Origin of the sequence: Nocardioides sp., from assembly GCF_041913365.1 — a bacterium.
Classification (GTDB): Bacteria; Actinomycetota; Actinomycetes; order Propionibacteriales; family Nocardioidaceae; genus Nocardioides.
In genome coordinates this window covers 41,899-57,248 of sequence record NZ_JAYSFM010000003.1, presented here as the reverse complement: position 1 = coordinate 57,248, position 15,350 = coordinate 41,899, and the positions used below count along the sequence as shown (strand labels likewise).

The window sequence follows — 15,350 nt, the reverse complement described above, 5'->3', positions numbered from 1 at the left end:
GCGGGTTTGGAAAAACTCGGTGGGACAAACAGAAAGGCCGCGGATCCCGGTGTGGGTTCCGCGGCCTGGAGGCTGCCGGTGCGAGGTGTGGACCTAGCTCGACGGACTCCAGGCAGGTGAACCCGGGAAATCGCCCTTGATGCGAACGATGGCGGCGTCGCCCTGGACGGCCACCACGGCAGCGCCGAAGGCGCGCAGGTGCGCGCAGGGGCGGCCGAGGGTGGACATGCCGAGGGACGGCGTCCACGCCGTCATCGTCATCGTGTTGTTCTCCATGAGGGCCACCTCCTTCGGGGCATCGGGCGCGGATCGTTGTCAGCGATCCCATGCGCGGGGTTGTTGTGAGAGGAACGCTAGACCCTGACCGACGTCAGGGGCAAACGATTTTATGGGTATTACTCAGATTTCTTTTCAGAAGTGCCGTCGAGGGCCTCCTGGACGGCGTTTCCAGCGACCACGGCGAGGACCTCGTCGCCGTACTTGGAGAGCTTGCTGGGGCCGACGCCGCTGATCGTGCGCAGCCCTGCGGCGTCCTGGGGGACGTGCTCGGCGATGAGCTGGAGGGTGGCGTCGGTGAAGACCACGAAGGCGGGGACACCGTCGTCGGAGGCGCGGGCCAGGCGCCATTCCCGCAGCCGCTCGAACAGAGCCTCGTCGTAGGACGCGGGGCAGTCCGCGCAGCGGCCGGTCTTCTTCTCGCGCGAGGTGGACAGGGCCTTGCCGCACTCGCGGCAGTGCATCGCCGCGCGGTTGCGCTTGCTGCGCTCGCGGCGCTGCGCCGACACCCCCGGCACGCCGTCGAGCAGGGGCGCCAGGAACGGCGAGCTCCCACGGGTGGCGCGGCCACCGGGCTCCCGGGCCGTCGCCCACGAGACCGCGAGCTCGTCGCGCGCCCGCGTCATCGCGACGTAGAGCAGGCGCCGCTCCTCCTCGACCTCCGCCGGCGTCTGGGCCTGGGCGATCGGCATCATCTTCTCGTGCATGCCGGCCACGAAGACGGCGTCCCACTCGAGGCCCTTGGCGGAGTGGATGGTGGCGACGGTGACGGCATCGGCGACCGGGGCGTGCTGCTCGCCGGCGCGCCGGTCGAGGTCGTCGACGAAGGCACCGAGGTCGGCGTCGGGCCGCTCCCGGCCGAAGTCGGCGGCGAGGTCGACCAGCGCCTGGAGCGACTCCCAGCGGTTGCGGACCTCTCCCCTGCCCTCGGGCGGCTGGGTCGTGTGCCCCATCTGCGACAGCACCGCCACGACCGCGTCGGGGACGGAGCCGGAGGCCGCACCGCTGCGCGCGGCGCCGCGGACCAGGGTGATCGCCTGGCGGACCTCGCCCCGGTCGAAGAACCGGGCGGCACCGCGGATGACGTAGGGGATGCCGCGGGCGGCCAGCGCCTCCTCGAAGCGCTCGGACTGGGCGTTGATCCGCAGCAGCACCGCCATCCGGCTCGCCGGGGTGCCCGAGGACCGGAGCTCGGCGACCCGCTCGGCGACCGCGTCGGCCTCGGCGACCTCGTCGGACGCCTCGCGGAAGGAGATCGCCGGCCCGGTGCCGCGCTGCGCGACGAGGTCGACGCCCCTGCTCGCCGTGCCGGCCAGCAGCGTGTTGGCGCCGGCGACGACCTCGGGGGTGGAGCGGTAGTTGCGGACCAGCTCGACGCTCGTGGCACCGGGGAACTTCTGGGTGAAGTCGCGGAGGTAGCGCGCGTCGGCGCCCGCGAAGGAGTAGATCGTCTGGGCCGGGTCGCCGACGACGCAGATCTCGTCACGACCGCCGAGCCACAGGTCCAACAGCGCCTGCTGGAGGGGCGAGACGTCCTGGAACTCGTCGACGACGAACCACTTGTACTGCCGGCGGACCTGGGCGGCCACCGCCTCGTTGTCGGCGAGCAGCCCCGCCGCGAAGAGCAGGACGTCCTCCATGTCCATGCGGCCCTGGTCGCGCTTGACCTCCTCGTAGGAGTCGAACGCCCGCGCGACGACGGCCGGCTCGAGCCCCGACACCGCGCGGCCGCGGGACGCGGCGACCGCGGCGTAGGAGTCGGGGGCGACGTTGGAGACCTTGGCCCACTCGATCTCGCTCGCGAGGTCGCGCAGCGTGGCCTGGTCGACGCCGAGCCGCTGCCGCCGGGCGGCCAGGGCGAGCATCGCCAGCTTGGACTCGGTCAGCTCGGAGAGCTCGCGGTTGTGGACGCGGGGCCAGAAGAACCGCAGCTGCCGCAGCGCGGCGGAGTGGAACGTGCGCGCCTGGACGCCCGGGGCGCCGAGCGACCTCAGCCGCTCGCGCATCTCGCCGGCAGCACGCGTGGTGAACGACAGCGCCAGCACCTCGGTCGGCGCGTAGAGGCCCGTGGCGACGCCGTGGGCGATGCGGTGGGTGATCGCGCGGGTCTTGCCCGTGCCGGCCCCGGCGAGCACCCGGACGGGCCCGCGCAGGGCCTCGGCGACCTGTCGCTGCTCGGGATCGAGCGCTTCGAGCAACATCGGCTCCTGCAAGTCGTCGGGGGCGGGCTGGGCTGGCGTGCGCCACCCTAGACGCCGCTGCCGACAGCGGACCCCGGCCGGTCGGCGTACCTGTGGAGGGACGGGAATGCCCGCGGGGTCGACGTCGTTGTGCGAGGCATGTCCGAGAGCCAGTTCACGATGTTCACCACGCCCTGGTGCGGTTACTGCCACCGCCTCAAGAGCCAGCTCGACCGGGAGGGCATCGCCTTCGACCTGGTCGACATCGAGCAGGTGCCGGACGCAGCGTTCACCGTCGAGCAGGCCAACGGTGGCAACCAGACGGTGCCGACGCTGCTCTTCGCCGACGGCAGCACGCTGACGAACCCGTCGGTGGCGCAGGTCAAGGACAGGCTGGCCGCTCTTGCCTGAGGCTGCCGTCCGCGCGTTCACCTGCCGGGGTTAGCCTGCTGCCGTGTCGTTGCTGAACTCGATCGACCGAGACCACGTCCTGACCGCGATGGAGACGTGGGACGCAGCGGGCGGGGCCAACTACATGCTGGTCCGCGGTGGCGTCTCGACGCACGTGCTCCTGCACCACGGCAAGGAGTACGACGCCGCGGCGATCGCGGGCATCGCCCACGGCCTCGCGACCGGGCGCACGCTCACGCCCCAGGACATCCCCGGCGGCGCCGCCGGTGCCAGCAAGCACCTGACGCGGCTCGGATTCGACATCCGCGACGACTCCCCGCCGACCGAGCGGGTGCCGGGCACGCGGGCACGCACGCCCCGCGCGTCGTCCTCGTCGTCCTCGTCGTCCTCGTCTCGGTCGACGCGCAGCACCGGGACGCCGCGCCCCGCGCGCGTCGCCGCGTCCGACAAGCCGGTCAACCTGTGCCCGCGGTGCTTCCTCGCCCTGCCGGCGACGGGCATCTGCGACAACTGCGACTGAGCCGGACCACAGGCCTCAGGCCCAGCCCGGTCCGTCGAGCGGGCGGCCGAACCAGCTCTCGATGAGCGACGACGAGATCGAGACCCCGCGCGGCACGACCAGCTCGCCCGAGCGTCCGGCGCGCTCGAAGTCCGCGCGGGTCCACCAGCGCGCCTCCTCGATCTCGGCACCGTCGACGTCGATGTCGGTCGTGAGGGCCCTGCCCGTGAAGCCGAGCATCAGGCTCGCGGGCAGCGGCCAGGGCTGGCTGCCGAAGTAGGTCACCTCGCCGACCCGCACGCCGACCTCCTCGGCCACCTCACGGCGTACGGCGTCCTCCAGGGTCTCCCCCGGCTCGCAGAACCCGGCGAGGGTCGACCACCGCCCGGCCGGCCATGCGGTGTTGCGGCCGAGCAGGATCGCCTCGTCGTCTCCGTCGCCGTGGGTGATCGCCATGATCACCGCCGGGTCGGTGCGGGGGAACTGCGGCCGGTCGCACTGCGTGCACCGCAGCTCGTGGCCGGCCGCGCGGCTCTGAAGCGTGCCTCCGCAGCGCGGGCAGCACCGGGTGGCGTGGTGCCACTCGGCCAGCCCGATCGCGTGCATGAGCAACGGCGCCTGGTCAGCCGCGTGGTCGGCCAGCAGGCCGAGCACGCCGCGCAGCGGCACCCACTCGTCCGGGTCGCCGGGTGCGTCCTCGGGAGACACGATCACGGCGAGGTGGACCACCTCGTCGCGGGCGCCGAGCAGCACGAGCGTGCCGTCGGGTGCCTCGTCGGGCGTCGTCCACCGGACCTCGCCGTCGACCGGACGCAGGCGGTTTCCGGACACGACGAGCACGCGGGTCGCCGGGTCCCGTCGTACCTCCGCGAGCCACTCATCGTCGGTCCGTCGCAGCCCCAGCCGGTTGTGTGCGTGCCGGGACAGGGCGACGTGCGGCAGGGCGCGATCGGTGGTCACGTCGTCAGGCTATCTGCCGCACCTTTTGACAATCATTCTCATTTTTGTTGAGAATCATTCTCATGAAGAGAACCCGACTCCGCGTCCTCCTGGCCACCCTCGTCGTGCTCGGCGCCTCCGCCTGCGGCACCGGCGGCGATCCCTCCGGCGACCCCGACACCGACCCGTCCGCGACCGCCGGCGGCGGCTCGGACGAGGCTGCAGCGGCAAGCGACGGGACCGAGGCCGCGTCGGCCACGCCGCGCCTCGCGGTGACCCACGAGGGTGGCGTCATGGTCGTCGACGTGACCAGCGGCGAGGTCGTCGCCGAGGAGCCGCTCGAGGGCTTCGTCCGCGTCTCGCCCGCCGGCGACGGTCGGCACGCGCTCGTCAGCACCACGGGCGGCTGGAACGTCCTCGACCTCGGGTCCTGGGGCCACGAGCACGGCGACCACGCCCACCACTACACCGGCGAGCCCCGGCTCACCGGTGCGCTCCTGGAGGCTGTCGAGCCCGGCCACGTCGTCGCCCACGACGGCATCACGACGCTCTTCGACGACGGCACCGGGACCATCACCGTGCTCGACCCCGAGGACCTCGCCGACGGCCGGCCCGAGACCGCGTCCGCCGCCGCGGACGAGCCACACCACGGCGTGGCCGTGCAGCTCCGCAACCGCAACCTGCTCATGACGGTCGGCGACGTGGAGTCGCGCTCCGGCGTACGCCTGGTGAGCCCGTCGGGATCGGTGCTCGCCGAGACCGACGAGTGCCCCGGCGTGCACGGGGAGGCGTTCGCCGAGGACGTGGCGGTGTTCGGCTGCGAGGACGGCGCCGTCGTCGTCGACGGCCGCGACATCACCAAGGTGAGCAGCCCCGACGCCTACGGCCGCATCGGCAACCAGGCCGGCTCGGACGTCTCCCCCGTGCTGCTCGGCGACTACAAGACCGACCCGGACGCCGAGCTCGAGCGACCGACGCGCATCTCGCTGGTCGACACCCGCGACGCGTCCCTGCGCTTGGTCGACCTCGGCACGAGCTACAGCTTCCGCTCCCTCGGCCGCGGTGCCGACGGCGAGGCACTGGTGCTCGGCACCGACGGGGCGATCCACGTCATCGACCCCACGACCGGCGACCGGACCGACCGGATCGACGTCGTCGGGCGCTGGCGCGAGCCGCTCGACTGGCAGCAGCCCCGGCCCGCCCTGCACGTGGTGGGCGCGACGGCGTACGTCACCGAGCCGCGTCGCGACCGGGTGCACGTCGTCGACCTCGACCGCGGGCGGGTGACGTCGACGCTCGACCTGCCGCACACGCCCAACGAGGTCGTGGCGAACGCGGGCTGAGTCCTCGCTGAGTTCGGGCTGAGTCCTAGGCTGGGCGCCGTGAGCACGCACATCGGCGCCCAGCCCGGCGACATCGCCCCGACCGTCCTGCTGCCCGGCGACCCGCTGCGGGCGAAGTGGATCGCGGAGACCTTCCTCGACGACGCCCGCTGCTACAGCGAGGTGCGCGGGATGTACGGCTTCACCGGCACCTGGCAGGGCCACCCGGTCTCGGTCCAGGGCTCCGGGATGGGCCAGCCGTCGATGTCGATCTACGTCAACGAGCTCTTCACCGACTACGACGTCCGGACGATCATCCGGGTCGGCTCGTGCGGCGCGGTGACGTCCGACGTGGCCGTCCGGGACGTGATCATCGCCTCCGGCGCGTGCACCGACTCCTCGATGAACCGCATCGCCTTCCACGGCATCGACTACGCGCCGGTCGCCGACTTCGGGCTGCTCCGCGGCGCGGTCGAGGCCGCCGAGGCGCGCGAGGGCGGCTCGCCCTTCCACGTCGGCCTGATCTTCTCGAGCGACTCCTTCTACCCCGCGCGCCCCGAGCTGCTCGGCGAGATGGTGAAGTACGGCGTGCTCGGCGTCGAGATGGAGGCCAGCGCGCTCTACACCCTCGCCGCCAAGCACGGCGGCCGGGCGCTCGCCATCTGCACGGTCTCCGACCACATCATCACCGGCGAGGAGACCACCTCCCAGGAGCGCGAGCAGACCTTCGGCGAGATGGTCGAGATCGCGCTCACCGCCGCGCTGGCCTGACGTACCCCCCGCTTTTTTGGGCGGTGGTCCACCTACATTTCTGACGCTCGGAATGTAGGTGGACCACCGCTCGCGGGCGCGGCGGCGTACGACACGCGTACTGGCGGTGGCCGAGGGGCATTCCGGGCGGTTCGAATCCTCGTGGACCACCGCTCACCGGGGTGTCGTACGACGACGCGCCGACGAGCGGTGTCGCAGGGGTGTTCCAGCGGTGTGGAATCCCCCCTCATCACCGCCGGCGGCGGGGTGGCCCGGCGCGCGGACGGTCAGAGGGCGAGGAGCTGCTCGAGGGCGGGGCGGTCGGGGAGGTCCGGCGGTTCGACGGTGCGCCCGGACCGGACGTAGTGGAAGACCGCGCGGACCTGGTCGAGCGGGGTGCCGGTGAGCTCGGACCAGGCCAGGCGGTAGAGGGCGAGCTGGAGGGGGTCGGAGGTCTCGTGGCGGCTGGTCTTCCAGTCGACGACGAGGTAGCCGCCACCGGACGACGCAGGCTCGGCGTAGACCGCGTCGATGCGGCCACGGACCACCTGGCCGGCGAGCACGAGGGCGAACGGCGCCTCCACCGCGTGGGGCACGCGGTCGGCGAAGGGGCCGTCCTCGAACCGCTTGACCACGTCGCCGAGGTCGGCCTCGTCGTCGATCCCGGCGTCCGCGCGACCGGGGAGCTCGTCGGGCTCGATCAGCGCCTGCTGGCCGAAGCGCTCCTCGACCCACGCGTGGAACGCCGTGCCGAACCGGGCGGCCGGGGCCGGCGGTCGCGGCATCGGCCGGGCCAGCTCGCGCGCGAAGCCCTCCGGGTCGTCGCGCAGACGCGCCACCGACGTGGCGGACAGGCTGCTCGGCAGCGGCAGGTCGACCGAGGTCGCACGCTCGGCGCGCGCCTCGGTGAGCAGCTGGACGAGGTCGTCGTCCCACTCGGCGACGCGGGCGGCCTCCACCATGTCGAGCCCCTCGTCGGGCGCGGTGGGGTCGACGGTGCGCACCAGCTCGGCGGCGGCGAGCCGGCGCCGCGCCTCCTCGCCGAGGTCGGGCACGGGCCACGGCCGTGACGGGTCGACGTCGTCGTTGGGGTTGGGCGCCTTGCCCGCGGGCTTCTCCAGCCAGCGCTCGACCGGCTGGCCCCACTCCTCGAGCTGCTCGCGCACCACGCGCTGGTAGTCGGACGGGCCGAACGGCGTCGAGCGCTGGCCCCAGACGTAGGACGTGACGGCGAGGTGGTGGGCGGCGCGGGTGTAGGCGACGTAGCCCAGGCGAAGCTCCTCCTCGGCGTCGTGGGCCTTGGTCGCCGCCCGGTAGGCGTCGAGGGCGGCCTTGTCGTGCCCGGCCAGCTGCGGCTGGTCGGCCCGGTCGCCGCGGAGCGGCGCGGGCAGCACGGCCGGGGAGGACGTCCAGAGCGTGCGGGACCGGTTGCTGGGGAACCGGGTCTCCCCCACGCCGACGCAGAACACCGACGACCACTCCAGCCCCTTGGCGCGGTGCACGGTGAGCAGCTTGACCGAGTCGGCGGCGGTCGGCGTGGCGACGTCGAGGCCGTTGCCCTGGTCGTCCTCGGCGGTGAGGTAGGCCAGCAGCGCCGGGAGGGTGACGTCGCCGTCGACGCTCTGGAACTCCGCGACCGCCTTGACGAACAGGTCGAGGTTGTCGCGGCGCGCGGCCGCGGCCGGCGAGGTGGCCGACGCGAGCTCGACGTCGACGCCGGTGGTGTCGATGATCCGGCGGACGATGTCGAGGAGCGGGTCGCCGACGTGGGTGCGCAGCCGGCGCAGCTCGGTGGCGAGGAGGGCGAAGCGGTCGAGCGCCTCGGCGGAGTACGCCGCCTCGCCCGGCGACTCCACCGCGTCGCTGAGCGCGGGCAGCTCGGCGGCATCGATGCCGTCGGCGATCTGGAGCAGCTGGTCGGCCACCGTGGCCGCCTCGGCGCGGGTCCGCACGCCGGCGACCTCCGCCGCCCGCAGCGCCAGCAGCCGCAGGTCGCGGGGACCGATGGCCCAGCGGGGGCCGGTGAGCAGCGTCAGCATCGAGGAGTTGGCCGTGACGTCGTGCAGCAGCGTCAGCGTGGCGACGACCTCGGCCACCTCCGGCAGCCGGATCAGGCCCGACAGGCCGACGATCTCGACCGGGACGCCGGCTGCGGTCAGGGTGTCGTAGACGTCCTCGGCCTGCGCGTTGTCGCGGGTGAGCACCCCGATGTCGGACCACGCGGTCCCGTCGTCGTGGACCCGGGTGACCTCCTCGGCGAGCCAGGCCAGCTCGTCGACGGCCCGCTCGAGGACGTGGGTCTCGACGCGGCCGTCCTCGGCGATCTCGGCCGGGCGGAGCCGCGCCACCTTGTCGCCGTAGGCCTCGAGGAGCGGCTCGGCGAGCCGGTTGGCGACGTCGAGGATGCGCCGGTCGGAACGCCGGTTGACCGTCAGCGGCAGCCGCCCGGGCTCCCCGTCTGCCGCCGGGAACGTGTCGGCGAAGTTGAGGATGTTGGACACCGACGCGCCCCGCCAGCCGTAGATCGCCTGGTTGGGGTCTCCGACCGCCATGACCGGGTGGCCCAGGCCGTGCTCGGCGTCGGGACCGGAGAAGAGCCGGGCCAGCATGGTGGCCTGGGCGACCGAGGTGTCCTGGTATTCGTCCAGGAGCACCACCTTGAACCGGGCCCGCTCCAGCTCCCCCACCTCGGGCTGGTCCTCCACCAGGCGCGCGGCCAGCGCGATCTGGTCTCCGAAGTCCATCAGACCCAGGTCGGCCTTGAGGCGGCGGTAGCCGGTGACCAGCTGCAGCAGCTCCGCGCGACGGTCGATCGCGTGCATCGCCCTGGCCGGCGGCTCGAGGTAGGTCTTGCGGGCCTTGCCGGCCTGCTCCTCCTCGAGGGCCCGCTGGAACCCCAGCCGTGCCTCCCCGTCCACACGGCGTACGTCGTCGGCGTCGACGAGGTGCTCGCTCATCGCGCCGTCGAGGGCGAGGAGGTTCTGGATGGCGGTCGCCGGGTGGTCGGTCAGCAGCTCGATGTGGCCGGTGAAGCGCTCGATGACGCGGGCGCCGAGCTGGTAGCGGGAGGCGTCGGAGACGACGCGGGTGTCGGGCTCGTGTCCGATGCGCAGACCGTGGTCGGTCAGCAGGGTGGCGGCGTAGGCGTGGTAGGTCGCGACCGTCGGCTCGAGGACGTCCTCGCCCTCCGCGACGACCGAGCGGTCGAGCAGGCCGGCGTTGCCCAGGGCCGTGGTGACCCGGTGGCGGAGCTCGGCGGCGGCCTTGGTGGTGAACGTCAGGCCGAGCACCTCCTCGGGGCGGACCTTGCCGGTCGCGACCAGCCAGACCACGCGCTGGGCCATCAGCGTCGTCTTGCCGCTGCCGGCCCCGGCCACCACCACGGTCGGGCGCAGCGGGGAGGTGATCGCGGCCCACTGCTCCTCGCTGGGGGCGTGCTTCGCCCCCATCAGGGCCCGGAGGTCCTCGGGGGTGTCGAGGCGGACCGGCTCGAACCGCTCGGGCTGCTCGCTCACTGGACGGTCACGCTCCCTGCGCCCTTGGCCGGGCAGATGGCCACGAACGGGCAGTCGCGGCAGTGGGGGCCGGCGGTGGCCGGGAAGGTCTCGGCGCGCACCAGCTCGGCCGCGCGGGCCAGGCCGGCGCGGAGCACCGTGCGCTCGGGACCGTCGTCGCCGTGCGCCGGCTGGGCCTGCACCTTGGCCGTGGCCGAGTCGTCGTCGATGCCGCGCTGGTCCAGCTCGGCGCCGCCGGAGGCCACCGGGCGGCCGGCCTGCTCGTCGAGGGCGCCGGCGTCGACGGCGTACTGGTAGAGGGCGAGCTGGAGGTTGCTGGCGACGGCGGGGCCCGACGGCGCGGTGCGGGCGCTCTTGAAGTCGACGACCACCACCCGACCGGCATCGTCGATCTCGAGGCGGTCGGCATAGCCGGTGAGCGCGACGGGGCGGCCGTCGACGTCGACGACCGACCGGAAGCGGGTCTCGGCGCCGAGCACCGTGCGGGGGTTGGCGAGGTGCCACTGCACGAACCGCGCGACGGCCTTGCGGATCCGGGCGAGCTCGCGCTGGCGCGACCACGGGGTGCGGAAGGCGAGCCGGTCCCAGATCGCCTCCACCTCGGCCATCAGCGGGTCGACCTCGGCCGGCAGCTCGCCGCGGACCACCCGCTCGGCGAGGGCGTGGAGGACCTGGCCGAGGTTGGCCGACTGGTGGACCGCGGAGACGCCGCCCGCCTCGCGCTCGAAGAACCACTGCGCCGGGCAGAGCAGGATCGACTCGAGCATGCTCGCCGAGATCGGCACCGGCCCCTCGGGGTCGCGGATCGGCTCGACCGAGCGGGTCGCGCTGCGGGTGCCCCACCAGGTGGACGGGTCGGCGCTCGGCACCAGCTGACGGCCGTCGACCTCCTCCGCCGCCAGGGCGGCGAGGCGTCGCGCGGCCGCCTCGCGCAGCGGCACCGAGGTGCCGGGGTCGGCCGCGGTGCGGCGCAGCTCGGCCACGAGCCCGCCGAGGGACAGCGGGCGCGGCGGCCGGCCGTCCTGGTGCTCGATGGTCACGCCGAGCTCCTCGAGGAAACGTGAGGGCTGCTCGCCGTCGTCGTCGGGCGAGCGCACCGCGCTGACGACCAGCCTGCGGCGGGCGCGGGTGCAGGCGACGTAGAAGAGCCGGCGCTCCTCCATGAGCAGCGCCCGCGCCGTCACGGGAGGCACCAGGTCGGGCTGCCCGGAGGCGTCGACGCCGATCCGGTCGGCGCCGAGGAGGGTGGCGCGCCGGCGGAGGTCGGGCCAGACCTCCTGCTGCGCGTGCGCGACCACGACGAGGTCCCACTCCAGGCCCTTGGAGCGGTGGGCGGTGAGCAGCCGGACCGCGGACCCGCGCACGCCGCGCTCGGCGAGCGTGTCGGCCGGCAGCTGCTGGGCGACGAGGCTGGCGAAGAACGTCGCCACCCCCACGTGGTCGCGCTGGTCGACGGCGCGGGCGGCCAGCTCGAAGAGCGCGACGACCGCGTCGAGGTCGCGGTGCGCGCGCCGGGCCGACGCGCCACCGACGTCGACCTGGCGACGCAGCCGCGTCGGCCACGGCGTCGTCGACCACAGGTGCCAGAGGACGTCCTCGACGCCGGCGCGCTCCTCGAGCATCCGGACGCCCTCGCGCAGGAGCGTCGCCAACGCCTGGGCGCGCTCGACGTCGGCGCCCTCGAGCCCGTCGAGGAAGCCGGGCGCGACGATCGCGAGCCGCAGCAGCTCGCGGGACGTACGTCGCTGCGACGCGTCTGGCTGCTCCTTCTCGCAATGCCGCAGGCGACGCACGAGGGCGCGCAGGTCGGAGGCGTCGAGCCCGCCCAGCGGCGAGAGGAGCAGCGACTCGATCCGGCCCGGGTCGAGGTAGTCGGGCGAGTCGGGGTCGTCGTTGTCGAGGTTGACGACCGCCCGGAGGCCGTCGAGCAGCGGCAGCACGGCCGGGTCGCGGACCAGGGGCAGGTCGTCGGAGGCGACCTCGACCGGGACGCCGGCGGCCGCGAGCGCGCGGCGCAGCGGCGGGATGCTGGTGCGCCCCGACCGGACGAGCACGGCCATCCGGTCCCAGGCGATGCCGTCCTCGAGGTGGGCGCGGCGCAGCAGGTCGGCGAGGCGCTCGGCCTCGGCGCGCTCGGTGTCGTAGGTGACGACCTCGACCCGCCCCTCCCCCTGCGGACCGGGGACCGCCTCGGGGTCGAGGAACGCCTCTCGCGCGCCGGGCTCGATGCTGCCGGTCAGCGTCAGCCGGGACGCCACCCGGCCGGCGGCCAGCAGGATGCGCGGGCCGAAGCGCCGGGTGCGGCGCAGCACCACCACCGGGGCCGGCGCCCCGGTCACGGTCGGGAAGCTCGCCGGGAAGTCGAGGATGCCGCGCACGTCGGCGCCGCGGAAGCCGTAGATCGACTGGTGCGGGTCGCCGACCACGGTCAGGTCGCGGCCGTCGCCGGCGAGCGCCCGGAGCAGCGCGACCTGGCCGGGATCGGTGTCCTGGTATTCATCCACGAAGACGTGGCGGTAGCGGGCGCGCAGCTCGTCGCGGTGGGCCTCGGCCTCGATGACCGCGCGGCGGATCAGGTCGGAGTAGTCGGTGGCGCCGAGGTTGTCGAGGACCGTGAGGTACTGCTCGAGGAACAGCCCGGCCGCCACCAGCTCGGGCAGGTCGTGCTCGATGCCCAGGCCGCGGAGCCCGGCGGGGTCGAGCCCCTTCTCCCTGGCCCGGGCGAGCACCGCCTGCACCTCGCGGACGAACCCGCGGGTGCCGACCGCGCGCCGCAGCGGCTCGGGCCACACCACCGACTCGGGGTTGTCGCGGAGCAGCTCGCGCAGCACCACGTCGGCCTCCGGCGCCGACAGCAGCCGGATGGCGCCCTCGTAGAGCTCGTGCGGCGCGTACTTCCTCACGAGCGCATAGGCGAAGGAGTGGAACGTCGAGCAGGCGGCTGCGGAGGTCGTGCGTGCCACGCGCGAGGTGACGCGGTCGCGCAGCTGCTCGGCGGCCTTGCGGGAGAACGTCAGCGCGAGGACGGAGTCGGGCGAGGCGCCCCGGTGCTCGATGCGGTCGACGATCGCCTCGACCAGGGTGGTGGTCTTGCCGGTGCCGGGTCCGGCCAGAACCAGCAGCGGCCCGCCCTCGTGGTCGACCACGCGCTGCTGGTGCTCGTCGAGCTCGGGCACCACGACCGAGCGGTCGGGCGCCACCAGCCGGTAGCGGGTCGTCGTACTCATGCTGCACACCCCATCACGCGGGACCGACACTCCGCCGGTGGGAGCAGGCCGTGTCGGACCATCGACGTCATGCGGACGGGGCCACCCCGTGCCCCGTCCGCATGACGTCCGGGTGGTGGATCAGGAGAGGTCGACGATGGCGGCGACCGGGCCGCCGCCCTCGGGGCCCTGGTGGGCCGCGGAGACCGAGACGAAGACCGCCGGGTCGCCGGTCACGGCCGCGGTGACGCCGCCGACGCACGACTTGATCTGGCGGTGCCAGTGCACGTCGGAGTCGTCGAGCATCGCGTTGCGGCGACCGCGGACCATGCCGTCCTGGCTGGCCTCGCACTTGAGGAAGACGTTGACCAGCTTGTCGTCGAGGTCGCTGGTGCGCGGCCGCTCGGGCAGGTCGAGGCCGGCCGAGCGGATGGCCTCCCAGATGCCGTCGGCGTCGAGGGCGTCCTTCATCACGGAGTGGCCGATGCGGTACTTGCCGCCGACGCCCTTCGCGTTGCCGACCACGACGATCTGGGCCTGGTCGAGCTCGACGCCCGAGGAGCACGACGCGACGGACGAGTAGAGCTCGCGGTTGTGCATGACGTCGGCGTCGGTCGGCATCTCGATCTCGCCGAGGGCGACGGCGATGCCGAGGCCGGTGACGCCGTTGGAGAGGTCCATCGACTCGTGCGTGTGCTCGGTCCACACGGTCTTGCCGCGCGACTTGGCGTCGCGGATGGTGTGGATGGTCAGCAGCGGGGTCTTGGTCTGCACGTAGTGCACGTCGGACGGGTCGGTGATGCCCGCGCGCTCCATGGCGACCTTCACGCCGGCGGCGACCTTCTCGATCATCGCGGTGTAGCCGATCTCCTCGGGCAGGATCGCCTCGCTCATCGCGAAGCCGGCGGTGAGCCGCAGCTCCTCGCGCGACGGGTCGTCCTCGGGGACGTCGGTGGTGGCGAAGATCGTGGCGTGGGGGCTGATCACGCCGTCGGTGCCGCCGGACCAGACGATCGGGATGCCCTTGACCTGCTCGGGGTCGGCGCCCTTCGCGACCAGCGCCTCGCGGAAGGCGCGGTCGGCGATGATGCGGGTGTAGTCGTTCACGCCGCCGTTGCCCTCGGTCTTGCCGATGATCGCGAAGACGCGGTCGGCCGCGATGACGCCCTCGTCGATGAGCTTCGTGAGCTCGGAGGCGTCGGCGACGGAGTGGATCGGGACCTTGCGGACTTCGATGGCGCTGGGCATGCGGGTTCCTTTCAGGGACGGGTCAAGCGGGTACGACGACGGTGCCGGCGTCTCCGGCGACCGCTGCGGTGATCTGGTCGAGGCTGGTGATGACGCCGCGCCTGCCGGTGGTCTCGACGAACCGGCAGACGGCGTCGACCTTCGGGCCCATCGAGCCGGACGCGAAGTGGCCCTCGGCGGCGTACGCGCGGAGCTCCTCGACGGTCAGGGTGCCGAGGGGCTCGGCCTCGGGGGTGCCCCAGCGGATGACGGCGTTGGGCACGTCGGTGGCGATGACGAGCACGTCGGCGCCGGTGGTCCCGGCGAGCAGGGCGGCCCCGAGGTCCTTGTCGATGACGGCCTCGACGCCGGCGAGCGAGCCGTCGGGGCGGCGTACGTGCGGGATGCCGCCGCCGCCGTTGGCGACCACCACGAAGCCGGCCTCGATCAGCGCCAGCACGGCCGGGGCGTCGAGGATCTCGAGCGGCTCGGGCGAGGCGACCACGCGCCGCCAGCCCTTCTCGCCGCGGTCCTCCCACGTCTCGCCGTGGTCCATCAGGACCTTCGCCTCGGCCTCCGGGAGGTGGCGGCCGATCGGCTTGGTGGGGCGGGTGAAGCCCGCGTCGTCGGCGTCGACGAGCGTGCGGGTCACGAGCGCGGCGCTGCGCCGCTCGACGCCGCGGAGCGCGAGCTCCTGGTCGAGGGCGTCCATCAGGACGAAGCCGAGCGTCGCCTGCGTCTGGGCGCCGCACCAGCCCAGCGGGACGGGAGGCACGACGGCGGCGGCGAGCTCGTTCTTCACGAGCAGGTTGCCGACCTGGGGACCGTTGCCGTGGGTGATGACGACGTCGTGGTCGTGCTCGAGCAGGCCGGCGACGGCGGCCATCGCGGTCTGGGCCGCGGCGATCTGGTCCTCGGGACGGGCCCGGCCGTCGGCGTTCGTCATGGCGTTTCCGCCGAGTGCGAGCAGGACCCTCATGGACGCAACCGTAGTGATGCGCGCCACGCGGCCCACCGGCAACAGT

11 protein-coding genes are annotated in these 15,350 nt (G+C 73.6%); 4 read left to right on the top strand and 7 right to left on the bottom strand.

Going from position 1 to position 15,350, the window contains the following annotated elements; translation table 11 throughout:
- Positions 1-93 precede the first annotated feature (93 nt).
- Both ACE3QY_RS08590 and ACE3QY_RS08585 read right to left on the bottom strand, forming a co-directional pair.
- Positions 94-276 (bottom strand): hypothetical protein, encoded by a 183-nt coding sequence (locus ACE3QY_RS08590; RefSeq protein WP_374455608.1) that lies wholly within the window; start codon positions 274-276, stop codon positions 94-96.
- Positions 277-395: 119 nt separating this feature from the next.
- Positions 396-2,477, bottom strand: coding sequence for an ATP-dependent DNA helicase UvrD2 (locus ACE3QY_RS08585; RefSeq protein WP_374455607.1), 2,082 nt, complete (start codon positions 2,475-2,477; stop codon positions 396-398).
- Between the two features lie 138 nt (positions 2,478-2,615).
- Here ACE3QY_RS08585 and ACE3QY_RS08580 point away from each other — a divergent pair, with 138 nt between their 5' ends.
- Complete coding sequence (locus ACE3QY_RS08580; protein WP_374455606.1) at positions 2,616-2,867, top strand: mycoredoxin; 252 nt, start codon at positions 2,616-2,618, stop codon at positions 2,865-2,867.
- Between the two features lie 43 nt (positions 2,868-2,910).
- A complete protein-coding gene (locus ACE3QY_RS08575) occupies positions 2,911-3,387 on the top strand; it encodes a hypothetical protein (protein ID WP_374455605.1) in 477 nt (158 codons plus the stop codon).
- 15 nt (positions 3,388-3,402) lie between these two features.
- On the opposite strand, the gene nudC is transcribed toward ACE3QY_RS08575, so the two are convergent.
- Positions 3,403-4,326, bottom strand: coding sequence for an NAD(+) diphosphatase (gene nudC, locus ACE3QY_RS08570; protein WP_374455604.1), 924 nt, complete (start codon positions 4,324-4,326; stop codon positions 3,403-3,405).
- A 62-nt stretch (positions 4,327-4,388) separates the two neighbouring features.
- Here nudC and aztD point away from each other — a divergent pair, with 62 nt between their 5' ends.
- Together aztD and deoD are read left to right on the top strand one after the other, a co-directional pair.
- Positions 4,389-5,648, top strand: a complete 1,260-nt coding sequence (gene aztD / locus ACE3QY_RS08565; RefSeq protein ID WP_374455603.1) for a zinc metallochaperone AztD — start codon at positions 4,389-4,391, stop codon at positions 5,646-5,648.
- A gap of 39 nt (positions 5,649-5,687) precedes the next feature.
- The gene (gene deoD, locus ACE3QY_RS08560) at positions 5,688-6,398 is read left to right on the top strand and encodes a purine-nucleoside phosphorylase (protein WP_374455602.1); all 711 of its coding nucleotides are present in this window, start codon (positions 5,688-5,690) and stop codon (positions 6,396-6,398) included.
- Positions 6,399-6,664: 266 nt separating this feature from the next.
- Here the strand turns inward: deoD and ACE3QY_RS08555 are convergent, their stop codons facing one another.
- From ACE3QY_RS08555 to ACE3QY_RS08540, 4 genes are all read right to left on the bottom strand, one after another.
- Positions 6,665-9,892, bottom strand: a complete 3,228-nt coding sequence (locus ACE3QY_RS08555) for a UvrD-helicase domain-containing protein (protein WP_374455601.1) — start codon at positions 9,890-9,892, stop codon at positions 6,665-6,667.
- Complete coding sequence (locus ACE3QY_RS08550) at positions 9,889-13,119, bottom strand: ATP-dependent helicase (RefSeq protein ID WP_374455600.1); 3,231 nt, start codon at positions 13,117-13,119, stop codon at positions 9,889-9,891. Before ACE3QY_RS08550 ends, ACE3QY_RS08555 begins: the two co-directional genes overlap by 4 nt.
- 120 nt (positions 13,120-13,239) lie before the next feature.
- Positions 13,240-14,346 carry a ring-opening amidohydrolase gene (locus ACE3QY_RS08545; RefSeq protein ID WP_374455599.1) on the bottom strand — a complete coding sequence of 369 codons (1,107 nt, stop codon included), beginning with the start codon at positions 14,344-14,346 and terminating at the stop codon, positions 13,240-13,242.
- A 22-nt stretch (positions 14,347-14,368) separates the two neighbouring features.
- Positions 14,369-15,304 (bottom strand): carbamate kinase, encoded by a 936-nt coding sequence (locus tag ACE3QY_RS08540; RefSeq protein ID WP_374455598.1) that lies wholly within the window; start codon positions 15,302-15,304, stop codon positions 14,369-14,371.
- Positions 15,305-15,350: the final 46 nt, after the last annotated feature.